Source organism: Streptomyces sp. NPDC085524, from assembly GCF_044541755.1.
Lineage (GTDB): Bacteria > Actinomycetota > Actinomycetes > Streptomycetales > Streptomycetaceae > Streptomyces.
In genome coordinates this window covers 311,250-329,190 of the sequence record NZ_JBITTH010000007.1, presented here as the reverse complement: position 1 = coordinate 329,190, position 17,941 = coordinate 311,250, and the positions used below count along the sequence as shown (strand labels likewise).

Genomic DNA, 17,941 nt, shown 5'->3' with positions numbered 1-17,941 from the left:
CCGGAAAACCCGATGGGGCGTGACTCTTCGAGTCACGCCCCATCGGCGTCGAGCGGGGTTACGCGGAATGAAAGGTCAGCACTCGATGACGTTGACCGCCAGGCCGCCGCGGGCCGTTTCCTTGTACTTGATCTTCATGTCGGCGCCGGTCTCCTTCATGGTCTTGATGACCTTGTCCAGGGAGACCTTGTGGCTGCCGTCGCCGCGCATCGCCATCTTCGCCGCCGTGACGGCCTTGACCGCCGCCATGCCGTTGCGCTCGATGCACGGGATCTGCACCAGGCCGCCGACCGGGTCGCAGGTCAGGCCCAGGTTGTGCTCCATGCCGATCTCGGCCGCGTTCTCGACCTGCTCCGGGGTGCCGCCCAGGACCTCGGCCAGCGCGCCCGCCGCCATCGAGCAGGCCGAGCCGACCTCGCCCTGGCAGCCGACCTCGGCGCCGGAGATGGAGGCGTTCTCCTTGAAGAGCATGCCGATCGCACCGGCCGCGAGGAGGAAGCGGACCACGCCGTCCTCGTCCGCGCCCGGCACGAAGTTCATGTAGTAGTGCAGGACCGCCGGGAGGACGCCCGCGGCGCCGTTCGTCGGGGCCGTCACGACCCGGCCGCCCGCCGCGTTCTCCTCGTTGACCGCCATCGCGTAGATCGTCGTCCACTCGCTGCGGTGCATCATCGGGTCGCCCTCGGTGCGCAGCTGGCGCGCCGTGGAGGCGGCCCGGCGCTTGACCCGCAGGCCGCCCGGCAGGATGCCCTCGCGGGACATGCCGCGGGCGACGCACGCCTGCATGACGCGCCAGATCTCCAGGAGGCCCTCGCGGATCTCCTCCTCGGTGCGCCAGGCCTTCTCGTTCTCCAGCATCAGGGAGGAGATCGACAGGCCGGTCTCGTTCGCGAGGCGCAGCATCTCGTCGCCGGAGCGGAAGGGGTACTTCAGCACCGTGTCGTCGAGCTTGATCCGGTCCTCTCCGACCGCGTCCTCGTCCACGACGAACCCGCCGCCGACCGAGTAGTACGTCTTCTCCAGCAGCGGGGTGCCGGCCTCGTCGTACGCGAAGAGGGTCATGCCGTTCGCGTGGTACGGCAGCGAGCGGCGGCGGTGCAGGATCAGCTGGTTCGGCTCGTCGAAGTCGATCTCGTGGACCTCGCCTATCTCCGTGCCCAGGAGGCGCAGGCGGCCGCTCTTGCGGATGCGCTCGACCTCGTCGTCCGCCGTCTCCACGTTCACCGTGCGGGGGGAGTGGCCCTCCAGGCCCAGCAGCACCGCCTTGGGGGTGCCGTGGCCGTGGCCGGTCGCGCCGAGGGAGCCGAACAGCTCGGCGCGCACGGACGCCGTCTGGGCGAGTACGCCGTCCTTCTTCAGCCGCATCACGAACATGCGCGCCGCGCGCATCGGACCGACCGTGTGGGAGGAGGAGGGGCCGATGCCGATGGAGAAGAGATCGAAGACGGAGATGGCCACTGGCGGACTCCCTTGTCTGCTCGTGGGGTGGGAGGGGGCAGGAGAGGTGTATTGCGGATTTTGTCCGGCAGGCGAGCTTATCGCGGTGAGGTGAACGGCTGGTCTGCCGGACGAGGTGGTGTGCGTTACGCGGACGGGTCAGGCGGGTGTCAGTTCACGCTCCGGAGCCGGTACGTCGCCGCGTGCGGCCGTGTCGGCGTCGAGGAGCGGGTCGGGGCCGGCCAGGCCCGCGCGGTGGGCGCGTACGCCCGCCCGCACGGCCCAGAAGTACGTACCGAGGGCCATGGCCGCCACCAGGGCGATGTCCACGCCGCCCGGGATGGCGCCGCGGCCGCCGAAGTCGGCGGAGCCGAGCCAGGAGAGGAGGGACAGGGAGCCGAGGAAGAAGACGATCCACCAGGCGGGGGCGAACTGCTGCGCTAGGTTCCGCTCGCCCTTGCGGGAGAGCACCAGCGCCGCGATCGGGGCGGCCAGCAGGGTCAGGGCGGTGACGATGCCGGTGTTCGGCCACTTCGACCAGTACAGCGCGCAGGCTGCGAAGACGAAAGTGAGCGGGCACAGGATCCTCGCCGCCGGGAGGCGGAACGGGCGGGGCAGACCGGGCTTCGTACGGCGGAAGACGCCCACCGCGACCGGACCGATCAGGTACGAGATCACCATGGCGGCCGAGATGATCGGAGCCAGGGTCTTCCAGCTGTGGCCGACGGTGACCAGCAGCAGGACCGAGAAGCCGAGGTTCATCCACATGGCCGGGCGCGCGGTCCCGTACACGGGATGGGTCCGGGCGAGCCTCTTCGGGAAGAAGCCGGTCTCGGAGAGGTTCTGGACCATGTACGCGGCCGAGGCCACGTTGGCGATGTTGGAGCCGGCGGGGGAGATGAAGGCGCCGAACTGGAGCATCACCACCACCCAGTGGATCATCAGCAGCTTGGCGAGCTCGGCGAACGGCGAGTTGAAGTTCACGCCCGACCAGCCGCCGGCCTGCGCCAGGTGCTCCGGCGGGACGGAGCCCAGGAAGGCCGCCTGGAGGGCGAGGTAGATGACCAGGCCCAGCGCGAGCGCGCCGACCAGGGCTACCGGGATGGCCCGGCCCGGGTTCTTGGCGGCGCCGCCGAGGTTCACGACGGCCTGGAAGCCGTTGAAGGCGAACACCACGCCGGAGGTCGTGACCGCGGTCAGGACGGCGGTCCAGCCGTTCGGAGCGAAGCCGCCGTGGGCGGTGAAGTTGGAGGTGTGGAAGCCGGAGGCGATCAGCGCGACGACGGCGAGCACTGGGATCGCGAACTTGACCAGGGTGAGGAGCGAGTTGATCTTCGCCAGCAGCTGGACCGACCAGTAGCAGGACAGCCACAGCAGCACGGTCAGGACCAGCGCCACCGCCATGCCGAAGCCGGTCAGCTGGTGGGACTGCGCGTCCACCAGGTCCGCGGCCCAGCCGAAGCTCCAGGAGGACATGTACTGCGTGGCCGCGATCGACTCGATCGGGATCAGCGAGGCGACCGCGATCCACACCGCCCAGCCCGTGACGAAGCCGAGCACCGGGCCGTGCGAGATCGATCCGTAGCGGGCCATGCCGCCGGGGATCGGGTAGGCGGCGCCCACCTCCGCGTAGGACATGGCGATCATGCCGATGAAGACCGCGCCGATGACCCAGGCCACGAGCGCTGCGGGTCCGGCGACCTGGGCCGCCGTGCCGGCGCCGAAGAGCCAGCCCGATCCGAAGATCGAGCCTATGCCGATCATGACCAGCGCGAAGAGACTGAGTCCCTTCTTGTTGGCTGCGCTCATGTCCATGAGGTGCGTTTCCGTCCTGCCAGGGGATGCCGTACTTCTCTTATTCGGACCCTATTTGCCAATTTTTGGTGGGTTCAGTGGCAATGGGCCGCATCCGCCTGGGGCTTTGGTCATGAGAAGGGCCCGGCCCTGTGGAAACCAAGGCCGGGCCCTCTCAGGCCGTTGCCTAGAGCGACGGGTACAGCGGGAACTTCGCGGCGAGCGCGGAGACGCGCGCCTTGAGGCCCTCGCTGTCGTAGGCCGGCTTCAGCGCGGCCGCGATGATCTCGGCGACCTCGGTGAAGTCCTCGGCGCCGAAACCGCGCGTGGCCAGGGCCGGCGTACCGATCCGCAGACCCGAGGTGACCATCGGGGGCCGCGGGTCGTTCGGGATGGCGTTGCGGTTGACCGTGATGCCGATCTCGTGGAGCCGGTCCTCGGCCTGCTGGCCGTCGAGCTCCGAGTTGCGCAGGTCGACGAGGACCAGGTGCACGTCCGTGCCGCCGGAGAGGACGGAGACGCCGACCTCGGTGACGTCGGGCTGCACCAGGCGCTCGGCGATGATCTTCGCGCCCTCGAGGGTGCGGACCTGGCGCTCCTTGAACTCCTCCGAGGCCGCGACCTTGAAGGAGACGGCCTTGGCCGCGATCACGTGCTCCAGCGGACCGCCCTGCTGACCCGGGAAGACCGCGGAGTTGATCTTCTTGGCCAGCTCCTGCGTCGACAGGATGACACCGCCGCGCGGACCGCCGAGGGTCTTGTGCGTGGTGGTGGTGACGACGTGGGCGTGCGGCACCGGGTTCGGGTGCAGGCCCGCGGCGACCAGGCCGGCGAAGTGCGCCATGTCGACCATCAGGTACGCGCCGACCTCGTCCGCGATGCGGCGGAAGGCGGCGAAGTCCAGCTGGCGCGGGTAGGCGGACCAGCCCGCGACGATCAGCTGCGGCTTGGACTCCTTGGCGAGGCGCTCGACCTCGGCCATGTCGACCTGGCCGGTCTCGTCGACGTGGTACGGGACCACGTTGTAGAGCTTGCCGGAGAAGTTGATCTTCATGCCGTGGGTCAGGTGACCGCCGTGGGCCAGGTTCAGGCCCATGATCGTGTCGCCCGGCTTCAGCAGCGCGAACATCGCGGCGGCGTTCGCCTGCGCACCGGAGTGCGGCTGCACGTTCGCGGCCTCGGCGCCGAACAGCGCCTTGATCCGGTCGATCGCGATCTGCTCGACGACGTCGACGTGCTCGCAGCCGCCGTAGTAACGGCGGCCGGGGTAGCCCTCGGCGTACTTGTTGGTGAGGACGGAGCCCTGGGCCTCCATGACGGCGACCGGAGCGAAGTTCTCCGACGCGATCATTTCCAGGGTCGACTGCTGGCGCACGAGCTCGGCGTCGACGGCTGCGGCGACGTCGGGGTCGAGTTCGTGAAGAGGGGTGTTCAGTACGGACATCAGGATCCCCTGGGGTCAGTTACCGGCGGTGAGGGAGGCGTACTCCTCGGCGGAGAGCACGTCCTTGGGCTCCTCCGAGATGCGCACCTTGAACAGCCAGCCGCCCTCGAAGGGGGCGGAGTTCACCAGGGACGGGTCGTCGACGACGTCCTGGTTGGCCTCGACGACCTCACCGGAGACGGGGGAGTACAGGTCGCTGACCGACTTCGTCGACTCCAGCTCGCCACAGGTCTCGCCCTCGGTCACGGTGTCGCCGACCTCGGGGAGCTGTGCGTAGACGACGTCACCGAGCGCGTTGGCCGCGAACTCGGTGATGCCGACCGTCGCGACGCCGTCAACGACGTCCGACAGCCACTCGTGCTCCTTGGTGTAACGCAGCTGCTGGGGGGTGCTCATGGCCTGATTCTCCTGGATGCGCGGGGGTGGAAACGAACAGTGGTCTTGGGTACTGCGACATCGCCGCACGGGGCACCCGGGCGGCAGGCCTGACTACAAGGACTACTTCTGCCGCTTGTAGAACGGCAGAGCGACGACCTCGTACGGCTCATGCGTACCGCGAATGTCGACGCCGACGCCGGAGGTGCCGGGCGCGGCGTGCGCCGCGTCGACGTAAGCCATCGCGATCGGCTTGCCCAGGGTCGGGGACGGGGCGCCGGAGGTGACCTCGCCGATGACCTGACCGTCGGCGACGACGGGGAAGCCGGCGCGCGGGACGCGGCGGCCCTCGGCGACCAGGCCGACCAGCTTGCGCGGCGGGTTCGTGGCGGCGCGCTCGGCGGCGGCCTCCAAGGCGGCGCGGCCGACGAAGTCGCCCTCCTTCTCGAACTTCACGACCCGGCCCAGACCCGCGTCGAACGGGGTCAGCGAGGTGCTCAGCTCGTGCCCGTACAGCGGCATGCCCGCCTCCAGGCGCAGGGTGTCGCGGCAGGACAGGCCGGCCGGGACCAGGCCGACGCCCTCGCCGGCCTTGGTCAGCGCCTGCCACAGCTCCACGGCGTGCTCGGGGGAGACGAACAGCTCGAAGCCGTCCTCGCCGGTGTAGCCCGTACGCGCGATCAGCGCGGGCACGCCGGCCACGGTGCCCGGCAGGCCGGCGTAGTACTTCAGCCCGTCCAGGTCGGCGTCGGTGAGGGAGGCGAGGATGCCGGGGGACTCCGGGCCCTGCACCGCGATCAGCGCGTAGGCGTCGCGGTCGTCGCGGACCTCGGTGTCGAAGCCGGCGGCGCGCTCGGTCAGGGCGTCGAGGACGACCTGGGCGTTGGAGGCGTTCGCGACGACCATGTACTCGGTCTCGCCGAGGCGGTAGACGATCAGGTCGTCGACGATGCCGCCGTCTTCCCGGCAGATGTGGGTGTAGCGGGCGCGGCCGACGCCGACGGTGGAGATGTTGCCGACCAGGGCGTAGTCCAGGGCCTTGACGGCCTCCGGCCCGGTCAGGGTGATCTCGCCCATGTGGGAGAGGTCGAAGAGACCGGCCTTGGTGCGGACGGCGTTGTGCTCGTCGCGCTCGCTCGCGTACCGCAGGGGCATGTCCCAGCCCGCGAAGTCGGTCATGGTCGCACCGAGGGAACGGTGCAGCGCATCGAGGGCGGTCAGGCGGGGGGCAGTGCTCATGGGTGTGGCTCCCGGGTCCCAGGGCATGACATGACGAGGAGGGGTCCTCCCCATCTGTCATCGGAACCTGAGAGGTTCGCCGAGAGTTCCTGACACGTCGGGAATCTCCGGCTTGCACCTTGGGTGGAGCTGCCGAACAGCTCGCTTTTCAGATCTGCCTCATCCACGCGGTACGGGGCCTGAGAGATTCAAGGGAGGTTCTTGCTCCTTCGGCGCCCACGCACCGCCTTGCGGCGTGCCGGGACTCTCCCGCGCGGATTCAAGCGGCCGGTATGCAGTTGGTGATGCGGTTGGTCCAGATGGCGCACATCATTGCACGCCATGGTGGTGATCGGGCGGGCGGGCCCGAAAGATCCTGCCGGGTGTCCAGGGGGTGGACGGGGCCGGACCGGAACCGAAGCCGCCGGATTACCGTCTCTTTACACTCAGTGGGCAAGGGTCCTGGTGACCCGATTCGGGGGAGGCGAACACTGTGCGGAGATTCGTAGGTGTGGCGGCAACCACGGGGACCGTGGGTGCGGTACCGGCGCAGCGCGCCGGTGCGCCCGCGCGCCCGCGCGGGCACGGGGCCGGGCCCGTACGGGACCTGCGCGGCCCGGGCGTGCGGGGCCCGCAGCGGCTCCGCTTCGCCGAGGGCGACATCGTGGTCGTGTCCGGCCTGCCGGGCGGCGGCAAGAGCACGCTGATCAAGCGGGCGGCCGCCGAGGGCGGGGCGGAGGGCGGCGCCATCGACTCCCAGGACACCCGCGAGCGCTGGGAACGCCGGATGCCGGGGGCGCTGCCGTACGCGGTGTACCGGCCGCTGGTGCGGGCCGCGCACTACTGGGGGCTGTGGCGGCACCTGCGTTCCGGGCGCTCCCTCGTCGTCCACGACTGCGGTACCCAGAGCTGGGTGCGGGGGCTGCTCGCGGCGGCCGCGCGGCGGCGGGGGCGTGCGCTGCACCTCCTCCTGCTGGACAGCAGCCCCGAGGAGGCGCTGTCGGGCCAGCGGGCCCGGGGGCGGGGGGTCTCGTCCTACGCCTTCGCCCGCCACCGGGGTGCGGTGGGCCGCCTCCTGCGCGAAGCGGAAGCCGGCCGCCCCCCGGCGGGTTGCGCCTCGGCCGTCCTCCTGGACCGCCGCTCCGCCGCCGCGGTGACCCGCATCGCGTTCCACCCGTAGCCCCGGGAGCGGCGCGGCACGTTCCGTACCACCGCACCCCGGCGGAGCCCTGTCGGTGGGGGCCGGTACCCTGCGGGGCGACGAAACGCGGGATCACGGAGGCACGTACATGCACAGCGGCGGCGGCTGGCCGGGGAATGAGCTCGAGCAGGTGCTCGGGGCGGCGCTCGGGCAGCCGGACGCCGGCGGGCGGATCCTGGAGGTGCTCGGGCGGAGCCAGGTGTGGGTGCCCCTGCCCGCCGGCGCCGGCACCGAACGGGGCGGCGCCGAGGGCCTGACCCTCCCCACCATGGACATCGGCGGCGCCGCGTACGTCCCGGTCTACAGCTCGGAGGCCCAGTTCCTCGCCTGCGTCGGCCCCGGCACGGACTTCGCGGTGGCCCCCGCGGTCGAGTTCGCCCGCGGCCTTCCCCCGCAGCTCGGCATCGCGCTCAACCCCGAGGGCGCCGTCGGCGTCCCCCTCCCCCCGCAGGCCGTCGCGGAGCTCTGCCGCAGCGGCCGGACCCCCCTCGACGGCCCCGCCGCGGGCGGCCGTGTCCGGCTCTACGAGCCCGACTGGCAGGAGGACCCGGTGGACTTCCTGACCGCCGCCGCGGAGGAGTTCCGGGCGACCGGGGTGGTCTCCGCCGCGTACCGCTGTCTCGCGAGCATCGAGGGAGGGGAGCCGCAACTGTTCATCGGTGTCCGACTGGTGGGATGGGAGCCGGAGACCCGGAACGCGCCGATGGACGCCCTGGGACGGGCCCTGACCCGTGTACCGGCGCCCTGGCCGGTGCAGTTGATCCTGCTGGACGCCGCCGAGGACCCGGTCACGGAGTGGATTCGTGAGCGCGTACGCCCCTTCTACCTCCCGTAGGGCGGCTTAAGCTGTTCTCGCGTTGACGTCGGGCGGAAGAAGAGACGAAGAGGGGTACCGGGTGAGTGCGTCAGGCACGGCCGCGGCCGGGCAGGTCGAGCACATGCTGCGCCAGGTGACTCCCGGGCGCTACGAAAGCTACGAGTCGCTCCTGCACGCCCTCGCCGAGGGCCGGCTGTGGATGCTGCTGTGGCAGGGGCAGTCGGGCTCGCCGGACGCCCAGTACGGCGGCATGGAGGTCGAGGGCCTCGGATACGCGCCCTGCGTGACCTCCCCGCAGGAACTGGCCGCCAGCGGCTGGGGCCGGGGCTACGAGGTCGTCACCGGCCGGGACATCGCCCGCGCGCTGTATCCCGACCGCTGGGGGCTCTGGCTCAACCCGCACGCCCAGGGCGGCGGCCTCGGCATCCCGTGGGCGGACCTGCGCCGGATCGCCACCGGCCTGGACCGGATGCCGGCCGGCCCGCTGCGGCTGTCCGAGCCGGCCATCGAGCTCCCGCAGTTCTACGGGCTGCTGACCCAGCACGCCCACCGGACGCCCGCCGTCCGCTCGCTGCGCCGCGCCTGGGTGCAGCCCGCGCTCGGGTCCCCGTACCTCGCGGTGGGGCTCGACCTGTACGACGCCTCCGCGCCCGCGCTGGAGTCCGTACGGGAGATGATGCGCCAGTCGGTCGGCGTCGTCCCCGAGGGCGTGCCCGTGTGCACGGTGGCGCTCGCGGACGAGCACGACCCCGTCGCGATGTGGCTGCGCGCGCAGACCCGCCCCTTCTACGACCGCGAGGGCCAGGCACCCGCGTACTGACGGGTGCCCGCCCGGCTTCCGTACATCCGCATATTGAGACATCCGTCTCGAAGGCCGCACCGATCCCATCGGTGCGGCCTTCGTCATATCCGCCGAATCAACCCAAGATCCCTGCCTGAAATGGCAGTTGGGCGGGATGTCCGTTCCGCGCAGAAGGGGCGGTCTTTCACCGCTCAACAGATCTTGCCGTTCGGATAACGGAAGGTGTAGGCGCAGATCACGGTTGCGCATCACATCCCCGGCGGGTCTGGCGGCCGATCGAGACGCCGTTGAAGACTCCCCCCACCGAAGGCAGGTCAGTCCCGCAATCACCAGCTCTTCACGTGCACTTCAGACGCATTTCGCGCCAATCGCACCATCAGCGACGCCGATAGAACCAAGCCGCCACAGCGGCGGGCATGGGCCGGCCACAGTCGGCCGAGAGGGGTCCCCACCACGATGACGGCACCACTGCACGACACCAGCGCGGCCGAGCCCGCAGCCGTGGCCGCCCCGGAAGTTCCGCAGAAGGCGATCGAGGGGCGCTCGCCGTGGCAGATCGCCTGGCTGCGCCTCAAGCGTGACAAGGTCGCCCTGGCCGGCGGTGTGATCGTGCTCCTGCTGATCCTCGTCGCGATCTTCGCGCCGCTGATCGTCAAGGCCTTCGGCCACCCGCCGGAGGAGCTGCACGAGGACCTGCTGGACCCGCTGCTCGGCCTGCCGGCCGGCGACTGGGGCGGCATGAACGGCGACTTCCTGCTGGGCATCGAGCCGGTCAACGGCCGCGACGTCTTCAGCCGGATCGTCTACGGCGCCCGGATCTCGCTGCTGGTGGCCTTCCTGTCCGCCTTCGTGGCGGTCTCGCTGGGCACCGTGTTCGGCATCATCGCCGGATACTTCGGCGGCTGGGTCGACGCGGCCATCAGCCGCGTCATGGACCTGCTGCTGGCCTTCCCGCAGCTGCTCTTCATCATCGCGCTGATCTCGGTGGTCCCCAGCAAGCTGTGGGGCTTCGAGGGATCGGGCCTGCGCATCGCGGTGCTGGTGCTGGTCATCGGCTTCTTCGGGTGGCCGTACATCGGCCGCATCGTCCGCGGGCAGACCCTGTCGCTGCGCGAACGCGAGTACGTCGAAGCGGCCCGCAGCCTCGGCGCCGGCCGCGCGTACATCCTCTTCCGCGAACTGCTTCCGAACCTGGTGGCGCCCATCACCGTCTACTCGACGCTGATGATCCCCACCAACGTGCTGACCGAGGCCGCCCTGAGCTTCCTCGGAGTCGGCGTCAAGCCGCCCACGCCGTCCTGGGGAGAGACCCTCTCCACGGCAGTGCGGACCTACGAGGACGATCCGCTCTTCATGATCTTCCCCGGCGTAGCGATCTTCATCACCGTGCTGGCCTTCAACCTCTTCGGCGACGGCGTCCGTGACGCCCTCGACCCGAAGGGCTCCCGCTAGCCACCGCAGGGCGCACACCAGATCCCGGCTTCGAGTTTCGAGCCGTCAGTAACCAGTACACCGGAACTACAACGGAGGGTTGCGAGCATCGTGACTACCCATCGCACGTCGAAGCGCAGGCTTGCCGCTGGCACGGCCGTCGTGCTCGCGGCCATGCTCACCGCCACCGCCTGTGGCGGCAACGACAAGAAGGACGACAAGCCCGCCGGCGCCGCAGGATTCAACGCGGGCATAGGCAAGATCGCCAACGCGTCGGACAAGAAGGGCGGCGAGCTCAAGTTCGTCGGCACCCAGGAAGCCGACTCGTGGGACCCGCAGCGCGGTTACTACGGCTTCATGTGGGACTTCTCCCGCTACTACGCGCGTCAGCTGGTCAGCTACAAGGCGGCCCCGGGTGAGCAGAGCACCGAGCTGGTGCCCGACCTCGCCACCGCGAAGGCCGAGATCACCGACGGCGGCAAGACCTACAAGTACACCCTCAAGGACAACGTGACCTGGGAGGACGGCACGCCCGTCACCGCCCAGGACGTCAAGTACGGCATCGAGCGCACCTGGGCCCAGGACGTCATCTCCGGCGGCCCGGTCTACCTGATGCAGGCCCTCGACCCGAAGACCGAGTACCAGGGCCCGTACAAGGACACCGCCCCGGACAAGCTCGGCCTCAAGGCGATCGAGACCCCGGACGCGAAGACCATCATCTTCAAGCTCCCGGCGCCCAACGGTGACTTCGAGCAGATGCTGGCCATGCCGGCGGCGAGCCCGGTCAAGGCGGAGAAGGACACGGCGGCCAAGTACGGCCTGAAGCCCTTCTCCAACGGCCCGTACAAGATCGACTCGTACGAGCCCAACAAGAGCATGAAGCTCTCGCGCAACGAGAACTGGAAGCCCGAGTCGGACACCATCCGCAAGGCGCTCCCGGACTCCATCTCGGTCACGTTCATGGCGAACGCGGACGACATGGACAAGCGCCTGATGAACGGCGAGTTCGACCTGGACCTCAACGCGACCGGCATCGGCCAGGCGGCCCGCGCCACCGCGCTGAAGGACCACAAGGGCAACCTCGACAACGGCCAGACCGGCTTCATCCGGTACGCCGTCATGCCGACGACCGTCGCGCCGTTCGACAACGTCGAGTGCCGCAAGGCCGTCATCTACGCGGCCGACCACAAGTCCCTGCAGACCGCCCGCGGCGGCCCGCAGGCCGGTGGCGACATCGCCCCGAACATGCTCCCGGCGGGCATCAAGGGCGCCGACCCGTCGTACGACCCGTACGGTGTCCTGAAGAACGACGGCAAGCCGGACGCCGAGAAGGCCAAGGCCGCGCTGAAGGCCTGTGGCAAGGAGTCGGGCTTCAAGACCACGATCGCGGTCCGCAACAACAAGCCGGTCGAGGTCGCCACCGCCGTCTCGCTGCAGAACGCCCTGAAGCAGGTCGGCATCGAGGCCGACGTCGACCAGTTCGACGGCGCCCAGACCTCCGGCATCATCGGTTCGCCGAAGGTCGTCAAGGAGAAGAACTACGGCATCATCATCATGGGCTGGGGCGCCGACTTCCCGACCGGTCAGGGCTTCTCCCAGCCGCTGGTCGACGGCCGCTTCATCCTGCAGAGCGGTAACAACAACTTCTCCGAGCTGAACGACCCGGCGATCAACGCCCTGTTCGACCAGGCGATCGCGGAGACCGACCCGGTCAAGGCCGGCGAGATCTACAAGCAGATGAACCAGAAGGTCTCCGAGGCCGCGGTCTACCTTCCCTTCGTCTACGACAAGACGATCACCTGGCGCTCCACCCGTCTGACGAACGCCTACACCTCCGACGCCTACAACGGCCGCTACGACTACGCGTCCCTCGGCGTCACCAAGTAACACCCGTCAGACCAGGTTCAGTTCCAGTTTCCAGTGTTCCAGTGCCACACCCGCTAGGCACGAAGGGCAGGTGATGGCCGCGGTTACGGCTTGGGGGCGCCCTCCAGAAGGGGGCGCCCCCGGGCCGCAGCCAGGCCGAGCGCAGTGCTTGCATATCTCACCCGACGGATGTTCGCCGTCATCGTCATGCTGTTGGTCATCACGCTGGTGACCTTCGGAATCTTCTTCCTCTTCCCGAAGCTGATCGGGACCGATCCGGCTCTGTACTTCGTCGGGAAGCAGTCCGACCCCGCCGCGATCGAGGGCATCCGGCAGAAGATGGGTCTCAACGACCCGATCCTCGTCCAGTTCGGCAAGTTCGTCGTCGGGCTGGTGGCGGGTCGTACGTACGCCAACGGCTCCGACGTCACGCAATGCGCCGCGCCCTGCTTCGGCTACTCCTTCAAGACCGAGCAGGAGGTCTGGCCGCTGCTGCTGGACTGGCTGCCGGTCACCCTCTCGCTCGCGGCCGGTGCCGTCGTGCTCTGGGTCATCGGCGGCGTCGCCACCGGCGTCGTCTCCGCCCTCAAGCGCGGTACGGTCCTGGACCGTTCGGCGATGGGCGTCGCCCTCGCCGGCGTCTCCCTCCCCATCTACTTCACGGGCATGCTCTTCATCGCCCTCTTCTCCGACCAGCTCGGCTGGTTCGGCAGGCCCGAGGCGGCCTTCGCGGACGATCCCGGCAAGTGGTTCAACGGCATGGTCCTGCCGTGGGTCTCGCTCGCCTTCCTCTACGCGGCGATGTACGCGCGGCTCACCCGCGCGACCATGCTCGAAGTCCTCAACGAGGACTACATCCGCACCGCCCGCGCCAAGGGCCTGACGGAACCGGTCGTCATCGGCAAGCACGCGATGCGCTCGACGATGACCCCGATCCTGACCGTCCTCGGCCTGGACCTCGGCGCCCTGATGGGCGGCGCGGTGCTCACCGAGTCCACGTTCTCGCTGCACGGCCTCGGCTACAGCGCCGTCCGCGCCATCAGCGACCACGACCTGCCGGTCATCCTCGGCATCACCCTGATCTCCGCCTTCTTCGTCGTCGCGGCGAACCTCATCGTTGACCTCATGTACGCGGTGATCGACCCCCGAGTGAGGCTGTCATGACCGAACTGACCAAGACCGGAGCTCTCAACGAGCCCGTCGGCGGCCTGGGGGAGCCCTCCGGCTCCTTCCTCGAGGTCCGCGACCTCAAGGTGCACTTCCCGACCGAGGACGGCCTGGTCAAGTCGGTCGACGGACTCTCCTTCTCGCTGGAGAAGGGCAAGACCCTCGGCATCGTGGGCGAGTCGGGCTCCGGCAAGTCCGTCACCTCGCTGGGCATCATGGGCCTGCACCGCGTGGGCCAGTACGGCCGCCAGCGGGCGCAGATCTCCGGCGAGATCTGGCTCAACGGCAAGGAGCTGCTCTCCGCCGACGAGGACGAGGTGCGCAAGCTGCGCGGCCGGGAGATCGCGATGATCTTCCAGGACCCGCTGTCCGCGATGCACCCGTACTTCACCATCGGCAAGCAGATCGCCGAGGCTTACCGGGTCCACCACAAGGTCGACAAGAAGGTCGCCCGCACCCGGGCGATCGAGCTCCTCGACCGCGTGGGCATCCCCGAGCCGCACAAGCGGGTCGACAGCTACCCGCACGAGTTCTCCGGCGGCATGCGCCAGCGCGCGATGATCGCGATGGCGCTGGTCAACAACCCCGAACTGCTCATCGCGGACGAGCCGACGACCGCCCTGGACGTCACCGTCCAGGCCCAGATCCTCGACCTCATCCGGGATCTGCAGAAGGAGTTCGGCTCCGCGGTCATCATGATCACGCACGACCTCGGCGTGGTCGCCGAGATGGCCGACGAACTCCTCGTGATGTACGGCGGCCGGTGCGTCGAGCGGGGCACCGCCGAGAAGGTCTTCTACGAGCCCCGCCACCCGTACACCTGGGGCCTGCTGGGCTCGATGCCGCGCATCGACCGCGAGCAGACCGAGCGCCTCATCCCGGTCAAGGGCTCGCCGCCCAGCCTGATCAACATCCCGAGCGGCTGTGCCTTCAACCCGCGCTGCCCGTACGCCGACGTGCCCAAGGGCAACGTGACCCGCACGGTACGGCCGGAGCTGGTCGAAGAGGACGGCAGCCGCCACTGGTCCGCCTGCCACATGTCGGCGGAGGAGCGGACCCGGATCTGGACCGAAGAGATTGCGCCGAAGCTGTGACCGACACGCCTGACAAGAAGAAGACGGCCACCGCGTCCATCCCGGCGCAGGCCACGGGCTCCCCCGAAGCCGTCGCCGCTCCCGAGGTGCTGCTCAAGGTCACCGGGCTGACGAAGCACTTCCCGATCACCAAGGGACTGCTGCGCAGGCAGGCCGGCGCGGTCAAGGCCGTCGACGGCATCGACTTCGACGTCCGGCGCGGGGAGACCCTCGGAGTCGTCGGCGAGTCCGGCTGCGGCAAGTCCACCATGGGCCGGCTGATCACGCGGCTGCTCGAACCGACCGGCGGCACCGTCGAGTTCGAGGGCAAGGACATCACGCACCTGGGCGTGGCGGGCATGCGCCCGATGCGCCGCGACGTGCAGATGATCTTCCAGGACCCGTACGGCTCGCTGAACCCGCGCCACACGGTCGGCACCATCATCAGCGCGCCGTTCAAGCTGCAGAAGGTCACCCCGGAGGGCGGCCTGAAGGCGGAGGTCCAGCGACTGCTGTCCCTGGTGGGTCTGAACCCGGAGCACTACAACCGCTACCCCCACGAGTTCTCGGGCGGTCAGCGCCAGCGCATCGGCATCGCCCGTGCGCTCGCGCTCAAGCCGAAGCTGGTGGTCGCGGACGAGCCCGTCTCGGCGCTCGACGTCTCCATCCAGGCCCAGGTGGTCAACCTGCTGGACGACCTCCAGGAAGAGCTCGGCCTCACGTACGTGATCATCGCGCACGACCTGTCGGTCATCCGGCACGTCTCGGACCGCATCGCGGTGATGTACCTCGGCAAGATCGTCGAGCTGGCCGACAACAAGTCGCTGTACGACGCGCCGATGCACCCGTACACGACGGCCCTGATGTCGGCGGTGCCGGTCCCGGACCCGCGCCGGCGCGGCGCGAAGAGCGGCCGCATCCTGCTCAAGGGCGACGTGCCGTCGCCGATCTCGCCGCCGAGCGGCTGCCGCTTCCACACGCGGTGCTGGAAGGCGACGCAGATCTGCACGACGCAGGAGCCGCCGCTGGTGGCCCTGAAGACGGGCCACCAGGTGGCCTGCCACCACCCGGAGAACGCCCCCGACCAGGCCCCGGGCGACAAGCCGCTGCCGGGAGCGTCGGACGCGGTGGACACGGTTTCGGAGTAGCGGCCGAAATCCGGCGGGGCCGGGCGACCCCCGACCCCGCCGGTCCCGCTGCGCGGAGCCCCTCCGGTCCACCCCACGGCAGCCGCAGCCGCCCCCGCCACGGGGCCCGCCCCCGCTGCGCGGCGTTCCCGCTGTCGCGGTCCTTGCCGCTGCGCGGTGAGCCGCGGCTCCGGCCGTTCCCGCCTTCCTGCGGCGCGCCCTGCGCTTCTCCTCCGCCGCGGGGGAAAAATCCAGCCCCTCCGGCGTTTGAGCAGGGGGGCACCTCCCAGCGGTAGCTGGGGGGAGGGTTCGGGCGGAGCCCGGCGGCGGGGCCGCACGCGCATCACGCCGGGGCGCCGCGCGGCACGGGGCGCCCCCGGCGAGCCCCCGTCCCCCGTCGGGCGACAATGGGCCGGTGCCCCACGATCTCTTCCCGGCGGAGATCCAGCATGCCCTGGACCTCGCCGGCATCTTCGTCTTCGCCACCGCCGGCGCCCTGCTCGCAGTCCGCAAGAACTTCGACGTCTTCGGCATCGCCGTGCTCGCCCTGGTCACCGCCCTCGGCGGCGGCCTCTTCCGCGACCTCGTCATCGGCGCCGTCCCCCCGTCCGCCTTCGGCGAGCTCAGCTTCTTCATCACCCCGCTCGTCGCCGCCGGCATCGTCTACTTCCTGCACCCCGAGGTCCAGCGGATCAACCGGGCCATCAACGTCTTCGACGCGGCCGGCCTCGGCCTGTTCTGCGTGACGGGCACGACCAAGGCCTACGGCTTCGGCCTCGGCCTCACCGCCTCCGCCGCGCTGGGCGTGGCGACCGCCGTCGGCGGCGGCGTGCTGCGCGACGTGCTCGTCAACGAGGTGCCCTCGCTGCTGCGCGACCGTGAGATGTACGCCGTCCCCGCCCTGGTCGGCGCCTCGATGGTCGCCCTCTGCATCCGCTTCGAAGTCCTCAACGCCTTCACCACCGGCCTGGCGATCGTCACCACGTTCGTCCTGCGGCTCCTCGCGATGCGCTACCACTGGCGGGCCCCGCTGGCCTGGAACCGCCGCTCGTCCGTGGCCGAAGAGCCGTAACGGCAGCCGCAACCAAACAAAGCTACCGCTTAGTAGTAAGCGGGTGTACCGTCGGTTTCATGTCACATGCAGCTGCCAAGGCAACCATCGGCGACAGCGAGTTCGACCGCGACACCACCGTCACCGCCCGCGCGGACGAGCCCGGGGTGTACGACGCGGAACTCTCCGCCGGCTGGACGATCATCACCGCCGTCAACGGCGGCTACCTGCTGGCCCTCGTCGGCCGGGCCCTGTCGGCAGCCCTGCCGCACCCGGACCCGTTCACCGTATCCGCGCACTACCTGACGTCCTCGGTGCCCGGCCCCGCCGTGATCCGCACGCAGGTCGTCCGCATCGGCCGCACCCTCTCCACCGGCCAGGCGTCCCTCTTCCAGTACGACGAGAACGGCGCCGAGGTCGAGCGCATCCGCGTCCTCGCCTCCTACGGCGACCTCGCCTCGCTCCCCGAGGACGTCCGCACCACCGCCACCCTGCCCGTGATGCCGGCCTACGAGGACTGCCTCGGCGCCGAGGCCGGCTCGGCCCCGATCCCCGGCAGCTCCGCGATCGTCGACCGGCTCCGGCTGCGCCTGGACCCGGCGACCGCGGGCTGGGCCGTCGGCGCGCCCTCGGGCAAGGGCGAGATGCGGGCCTGGTTCGAGCTGGCCGACGGCCGCGACGCCGACCCGTTGTCCATGCTCCTCGCGGTGGACGCGCTGCCGCCGACCGTGTTCGACCTGGGCCTGATCGGCTGGGCCCCGACGGTGGAACTCACCACCCACATCCGCCGCCGCCCCGCCCCCGGCCCGCTCCGGGTCTCCATCACCACCCGGAACCTGGCCGGCGGCTTCCTGGAGGAGGACGCCGAGGTCTGGGACTCCGCGGACCACCTGGTCGCCCAGTCCCGCCAACTGGCCCGCGCCCCGCGCCAGGCCTGACCAGGCCGGAGCCCCCGAGGTCCTCCAGCCCGTCCGGCGTTCGAGGACCGGGGTCCGGGGCGGAGCCCAGGGAATCGGAGAAAGGGCGGGGCGGGGACCGGCTCCGCGCAGCGGCCCCCGCCCCGCCCCGCGTACATCCGCGCCCGCCCCTCCGGCGGTACCGCGCCCGCCCCCCGGCCGCACCCGCGCGGGCGGAACCC

The 17,941-nt window shown here is 70.2% G+C and carries 15 protein-coding genes and 1 riboswitch; of the genes, 10 read left to right on the top strand and 5 right to left on the bottom strand.

Translation table 11 applies throughout. The annotated features are described in order from the left end of the window. Positions 1 to 75: 75 nt before the first annotated feature. The 5 genes from ACIGFK_RS13820 to gcvT form a co-directional block, all read right to left on the bottom strand. Positions 76 to 1,458: an L-serine ammonia-lyase gene (locus ACIGFK_RS13820; protein ID WP_376657646.1), complete on the bottom strand. Its 1,383-nt coding sequence runs from the start codon at positions 1,456 to 1,458 to the stop codon at positions 76 to 78. A 138-nt stretch (positions 1,459 to 1,596) separates the two neighbouring features. Next, entirely contained in the window at positions 1,597 to 3,252 is a 1,656-nt protein-coding gene (locus ACIGFK_RS13815) for an APC family permease (RefSeq protein WP_400051727.1), read from the bottom strand. Between the two features lie 166 nt (positions 3,253 to 3,418). Then, positions 3,419 to 4,675, bottom strand: a complete 1,257-nt coding sequence (gene glyA, locus ACIGFK_RS13810) for a serine hydroxymethyltransferase (protein WP_376657648.1) — start codon at positions 4,673 to 4,675, stop codon at positions 3,419 to 3,421. A 15-nt stretch (positions 4,676 to 4,690) separates the two neighbouring features. Then, positions 4,691 to 5,071, bottom strand: a complete 381-nt coding sequence (gene gcvH / locus ACIGFK_RS13805) for a glycine cleavage system protein GcvH (RefSeq protein ID WP_376657649.1) — start codon at positions 5,069 to 5,071, stop codon at positions 4,691 to 4,693. Positions 5,072 to 5,173: 102 nt separating this feature from the next. Next, the gene (gene gcvT, locus ACIGFK_RS13800) at positions 5,174 to 6,289 is read right to left on the bottom strand and encodes a glycine cleavage system aminomethyltransferase GcvT (RefSeq protein WP_400051725.1); all 1,116 of its coding nucleotides are present in this window, start codon (positions 6,287 to 6,289) and stop codon (positions 5,174 to 5,176) included. Between the two features lie 158 nt (positions 6,290 to 6,447). Beyond that, positions 6,448 to 6,551: riboswitch (glycine riboswitch) on the bottom strand. A 228-nt stretch (positions 6,552 to 6,779) separates the two neighbouring features. Here gcvT and ACIGFK_RS13795 point away from each other — a divergent pair. The 10 genes from ACIGFK_RS13795 (at position 6,780) to ACIGFK_RS13750 (ending at position 17,741) form a co-directional block, all read left to right on the top strand. Beyond that, entirely contained in the window at positions 6,780 to 7,448 is a 669-nt protein-coding gene (locus ACIGFK_RS13795) for an AAA family ATPase (protein WP_376657651.1), read from the top strand. 109 nt (positions 7,449 to 7,557) lie between these two features. Continuing rightward, the gene (locus tag ACIGFK_RS13790; protein ID WP_376657652.1) at positions 7,558 to 8,304 is read left to right on the top strand and encodes an enhanced serine sensitivity protein SseB; all 747 of its coding nucleotides are present in this window, start codon (positions 7,558 to 7,560) and stop codon (positions 8,302 to 8,304) included. A gap of 61 nt (positions 8,305 to 8,365) precedes the next feature. Beyond that, a complete protein-coding gene (locus tag ACIGFK_RS13785) occupies positions 8,366 to 9,106 on the top strand; it encodes an enhanced serine sensitivity protein SseB C-terminal domain-containing protein (RefSeq protein WP_376657653.1) in 741 nt (246 codons plus the stop codon). A 438-nt stretch (positions 9,107 to 9,544) separates the two neighbouring features. Next, complete coding sequence (locus tag ACIGFK_RS13780) at positions 9,545 to 10,540, top strand: ABC transporter permease (RefSeq protein WP_376657654.1); 996 nt, start codon at positions 9,545 to 9,547, stop codon at positions 10,538 to 10,540. Positions 10,541 to 10,630: 90 nt separating this feature from the next. After that, positions 10,631 to 12,406 (top strand): ABC transporter substrate-binding protein, encoded by a 1,776-nt coding sequence (locus ACIGFK_RS13775; RefSeq protein WP_376657655.1) that lies wholly within the window; start codon positions 10,631 to 10,633, stop codon positions 12,404 to 12,406. Positions 12,407 to 12,550: 144 nt separating this feature from the next. Continuing rightward, on the top strand, positions 12,551 to 13,549 hold the full coding sequence (locus ACIGFK_RS13770) for an ABC transporter permease (RefSeq protein ID WP_376657656.1): 999 nt from the start codon (positions 12,551 to 12,553) through the stop codon (positions 13,547 to 13,549). After that, complete coding sequence (locus ACIGFK_RS13765; RefSeq protein ID WP_376657657.1) at positions 13,546 to 14,646, top strand: ABC transporter ATP-binding protein; 1,101 nt, start codon at positions 13,546 to 13,548, stop codon at positions 14,644 to 14,646. Before ACIGFK_RS13770 ends, ACIGFK_RS13765 begins: the two co-directional genes overlap by 4 nt. Continuing rightward, entirely contained in the window at positions 14,643 to 15,773 is a 1,131-nt protein-coding gene (locus ACIGFK_RS13760; RefSeq protein ID WP_376657658.1) for an ABC transporter ATP-binding protein, read from the top strand. Before ACIGFK_RS13765 ends, ACIGFK_RS13760 begins: the two co-directional genes overlap by 4 nt. A 394-nt stretch (positions 15,774 to 16,167) precedes the next feature. Continuing rightward, positions 16,168 to 16,824: a trimeric intracellular cation channel family protein gene (locus ACIGFK_RS13755; RefSeq protein ID WP_376657659.1), complete on the top strand. Its 657-nt coding sequence runs from the start codon at positions 16,168 to 16,170 to the stop codon at positions 16,822 to 16,824. A gap of 59 nt (positions 16,825 to 16,883) precedes the next feature. Beyond that, complete coding sequence (locus ACIGFK_RS13750) at positions 16,884 to 17,741, top strand: thioesterase family protein (RefSeq protein WP_376657660.1); 858 nt, start codon at positions 16,884 to 16,886, stop codon at positions 17,739 to 17,741. The last annotated feature ends 200 nt before the right edge of the window (positions 17,742 to 17,941 follow it).

Coding starts and splice junctions, on each gene's coding strand:
- gcvT (WP_400051725.1), bottom strand. CDS start 6,289: ATGAGCACTGCCCCCCGCCTGACCGCCCTCGATGCGCTGCACCGTTCC.
- ACIGFK_RS13750 (WP_376657660.1), top strand. CDS start 16,884: ATGTCACATGCAGCTGCCAAGGCAACCATCGGCGACAGCGAGTTCGAC.
- ACIGFK_RS13815 (WP_400051727.1), bottom strand. CDS start 3,252: ATGGACATGAGCGCAGCCAACAAGAAGGGACTCAGTCTCTTCGCGCTG.
- glyA (WP_376657648.1), bottom strand. CDS start 4,675: ATGTCCGTACTGAACACCCCTCTTCACGAACTCGACCCCGACGTCGCC.
- ACIGFK_RS13780 (WP_376657654.1), top strand. CDS start 9,545: ATGACGGCACCACTGCACGACACCAGCGCGGCCGAGCCCGCAGCCGTG.
- ACIGFK_RS13790 (WP_376657652.1), top strand. CDS start 7,558: ATGCACAGCGGCGGCGGCTGGCCGGGGAATGAGCTCGAGCAGGTGCTC.
- gcvH (WP_376657649.1), bottom strand. CDS start 5,071: ATGAGCACCCCCCAGCAGCTGCGTTACACCAAGGAGCACGAGTGGCTG.
- ACIGFK_RS13765 (WP_376657657.1), top strand. CDS start 13,546: ATGACCGAACTGACCAAGACCGGAGCTCTCAACGAGCCCGTCGGCGGC.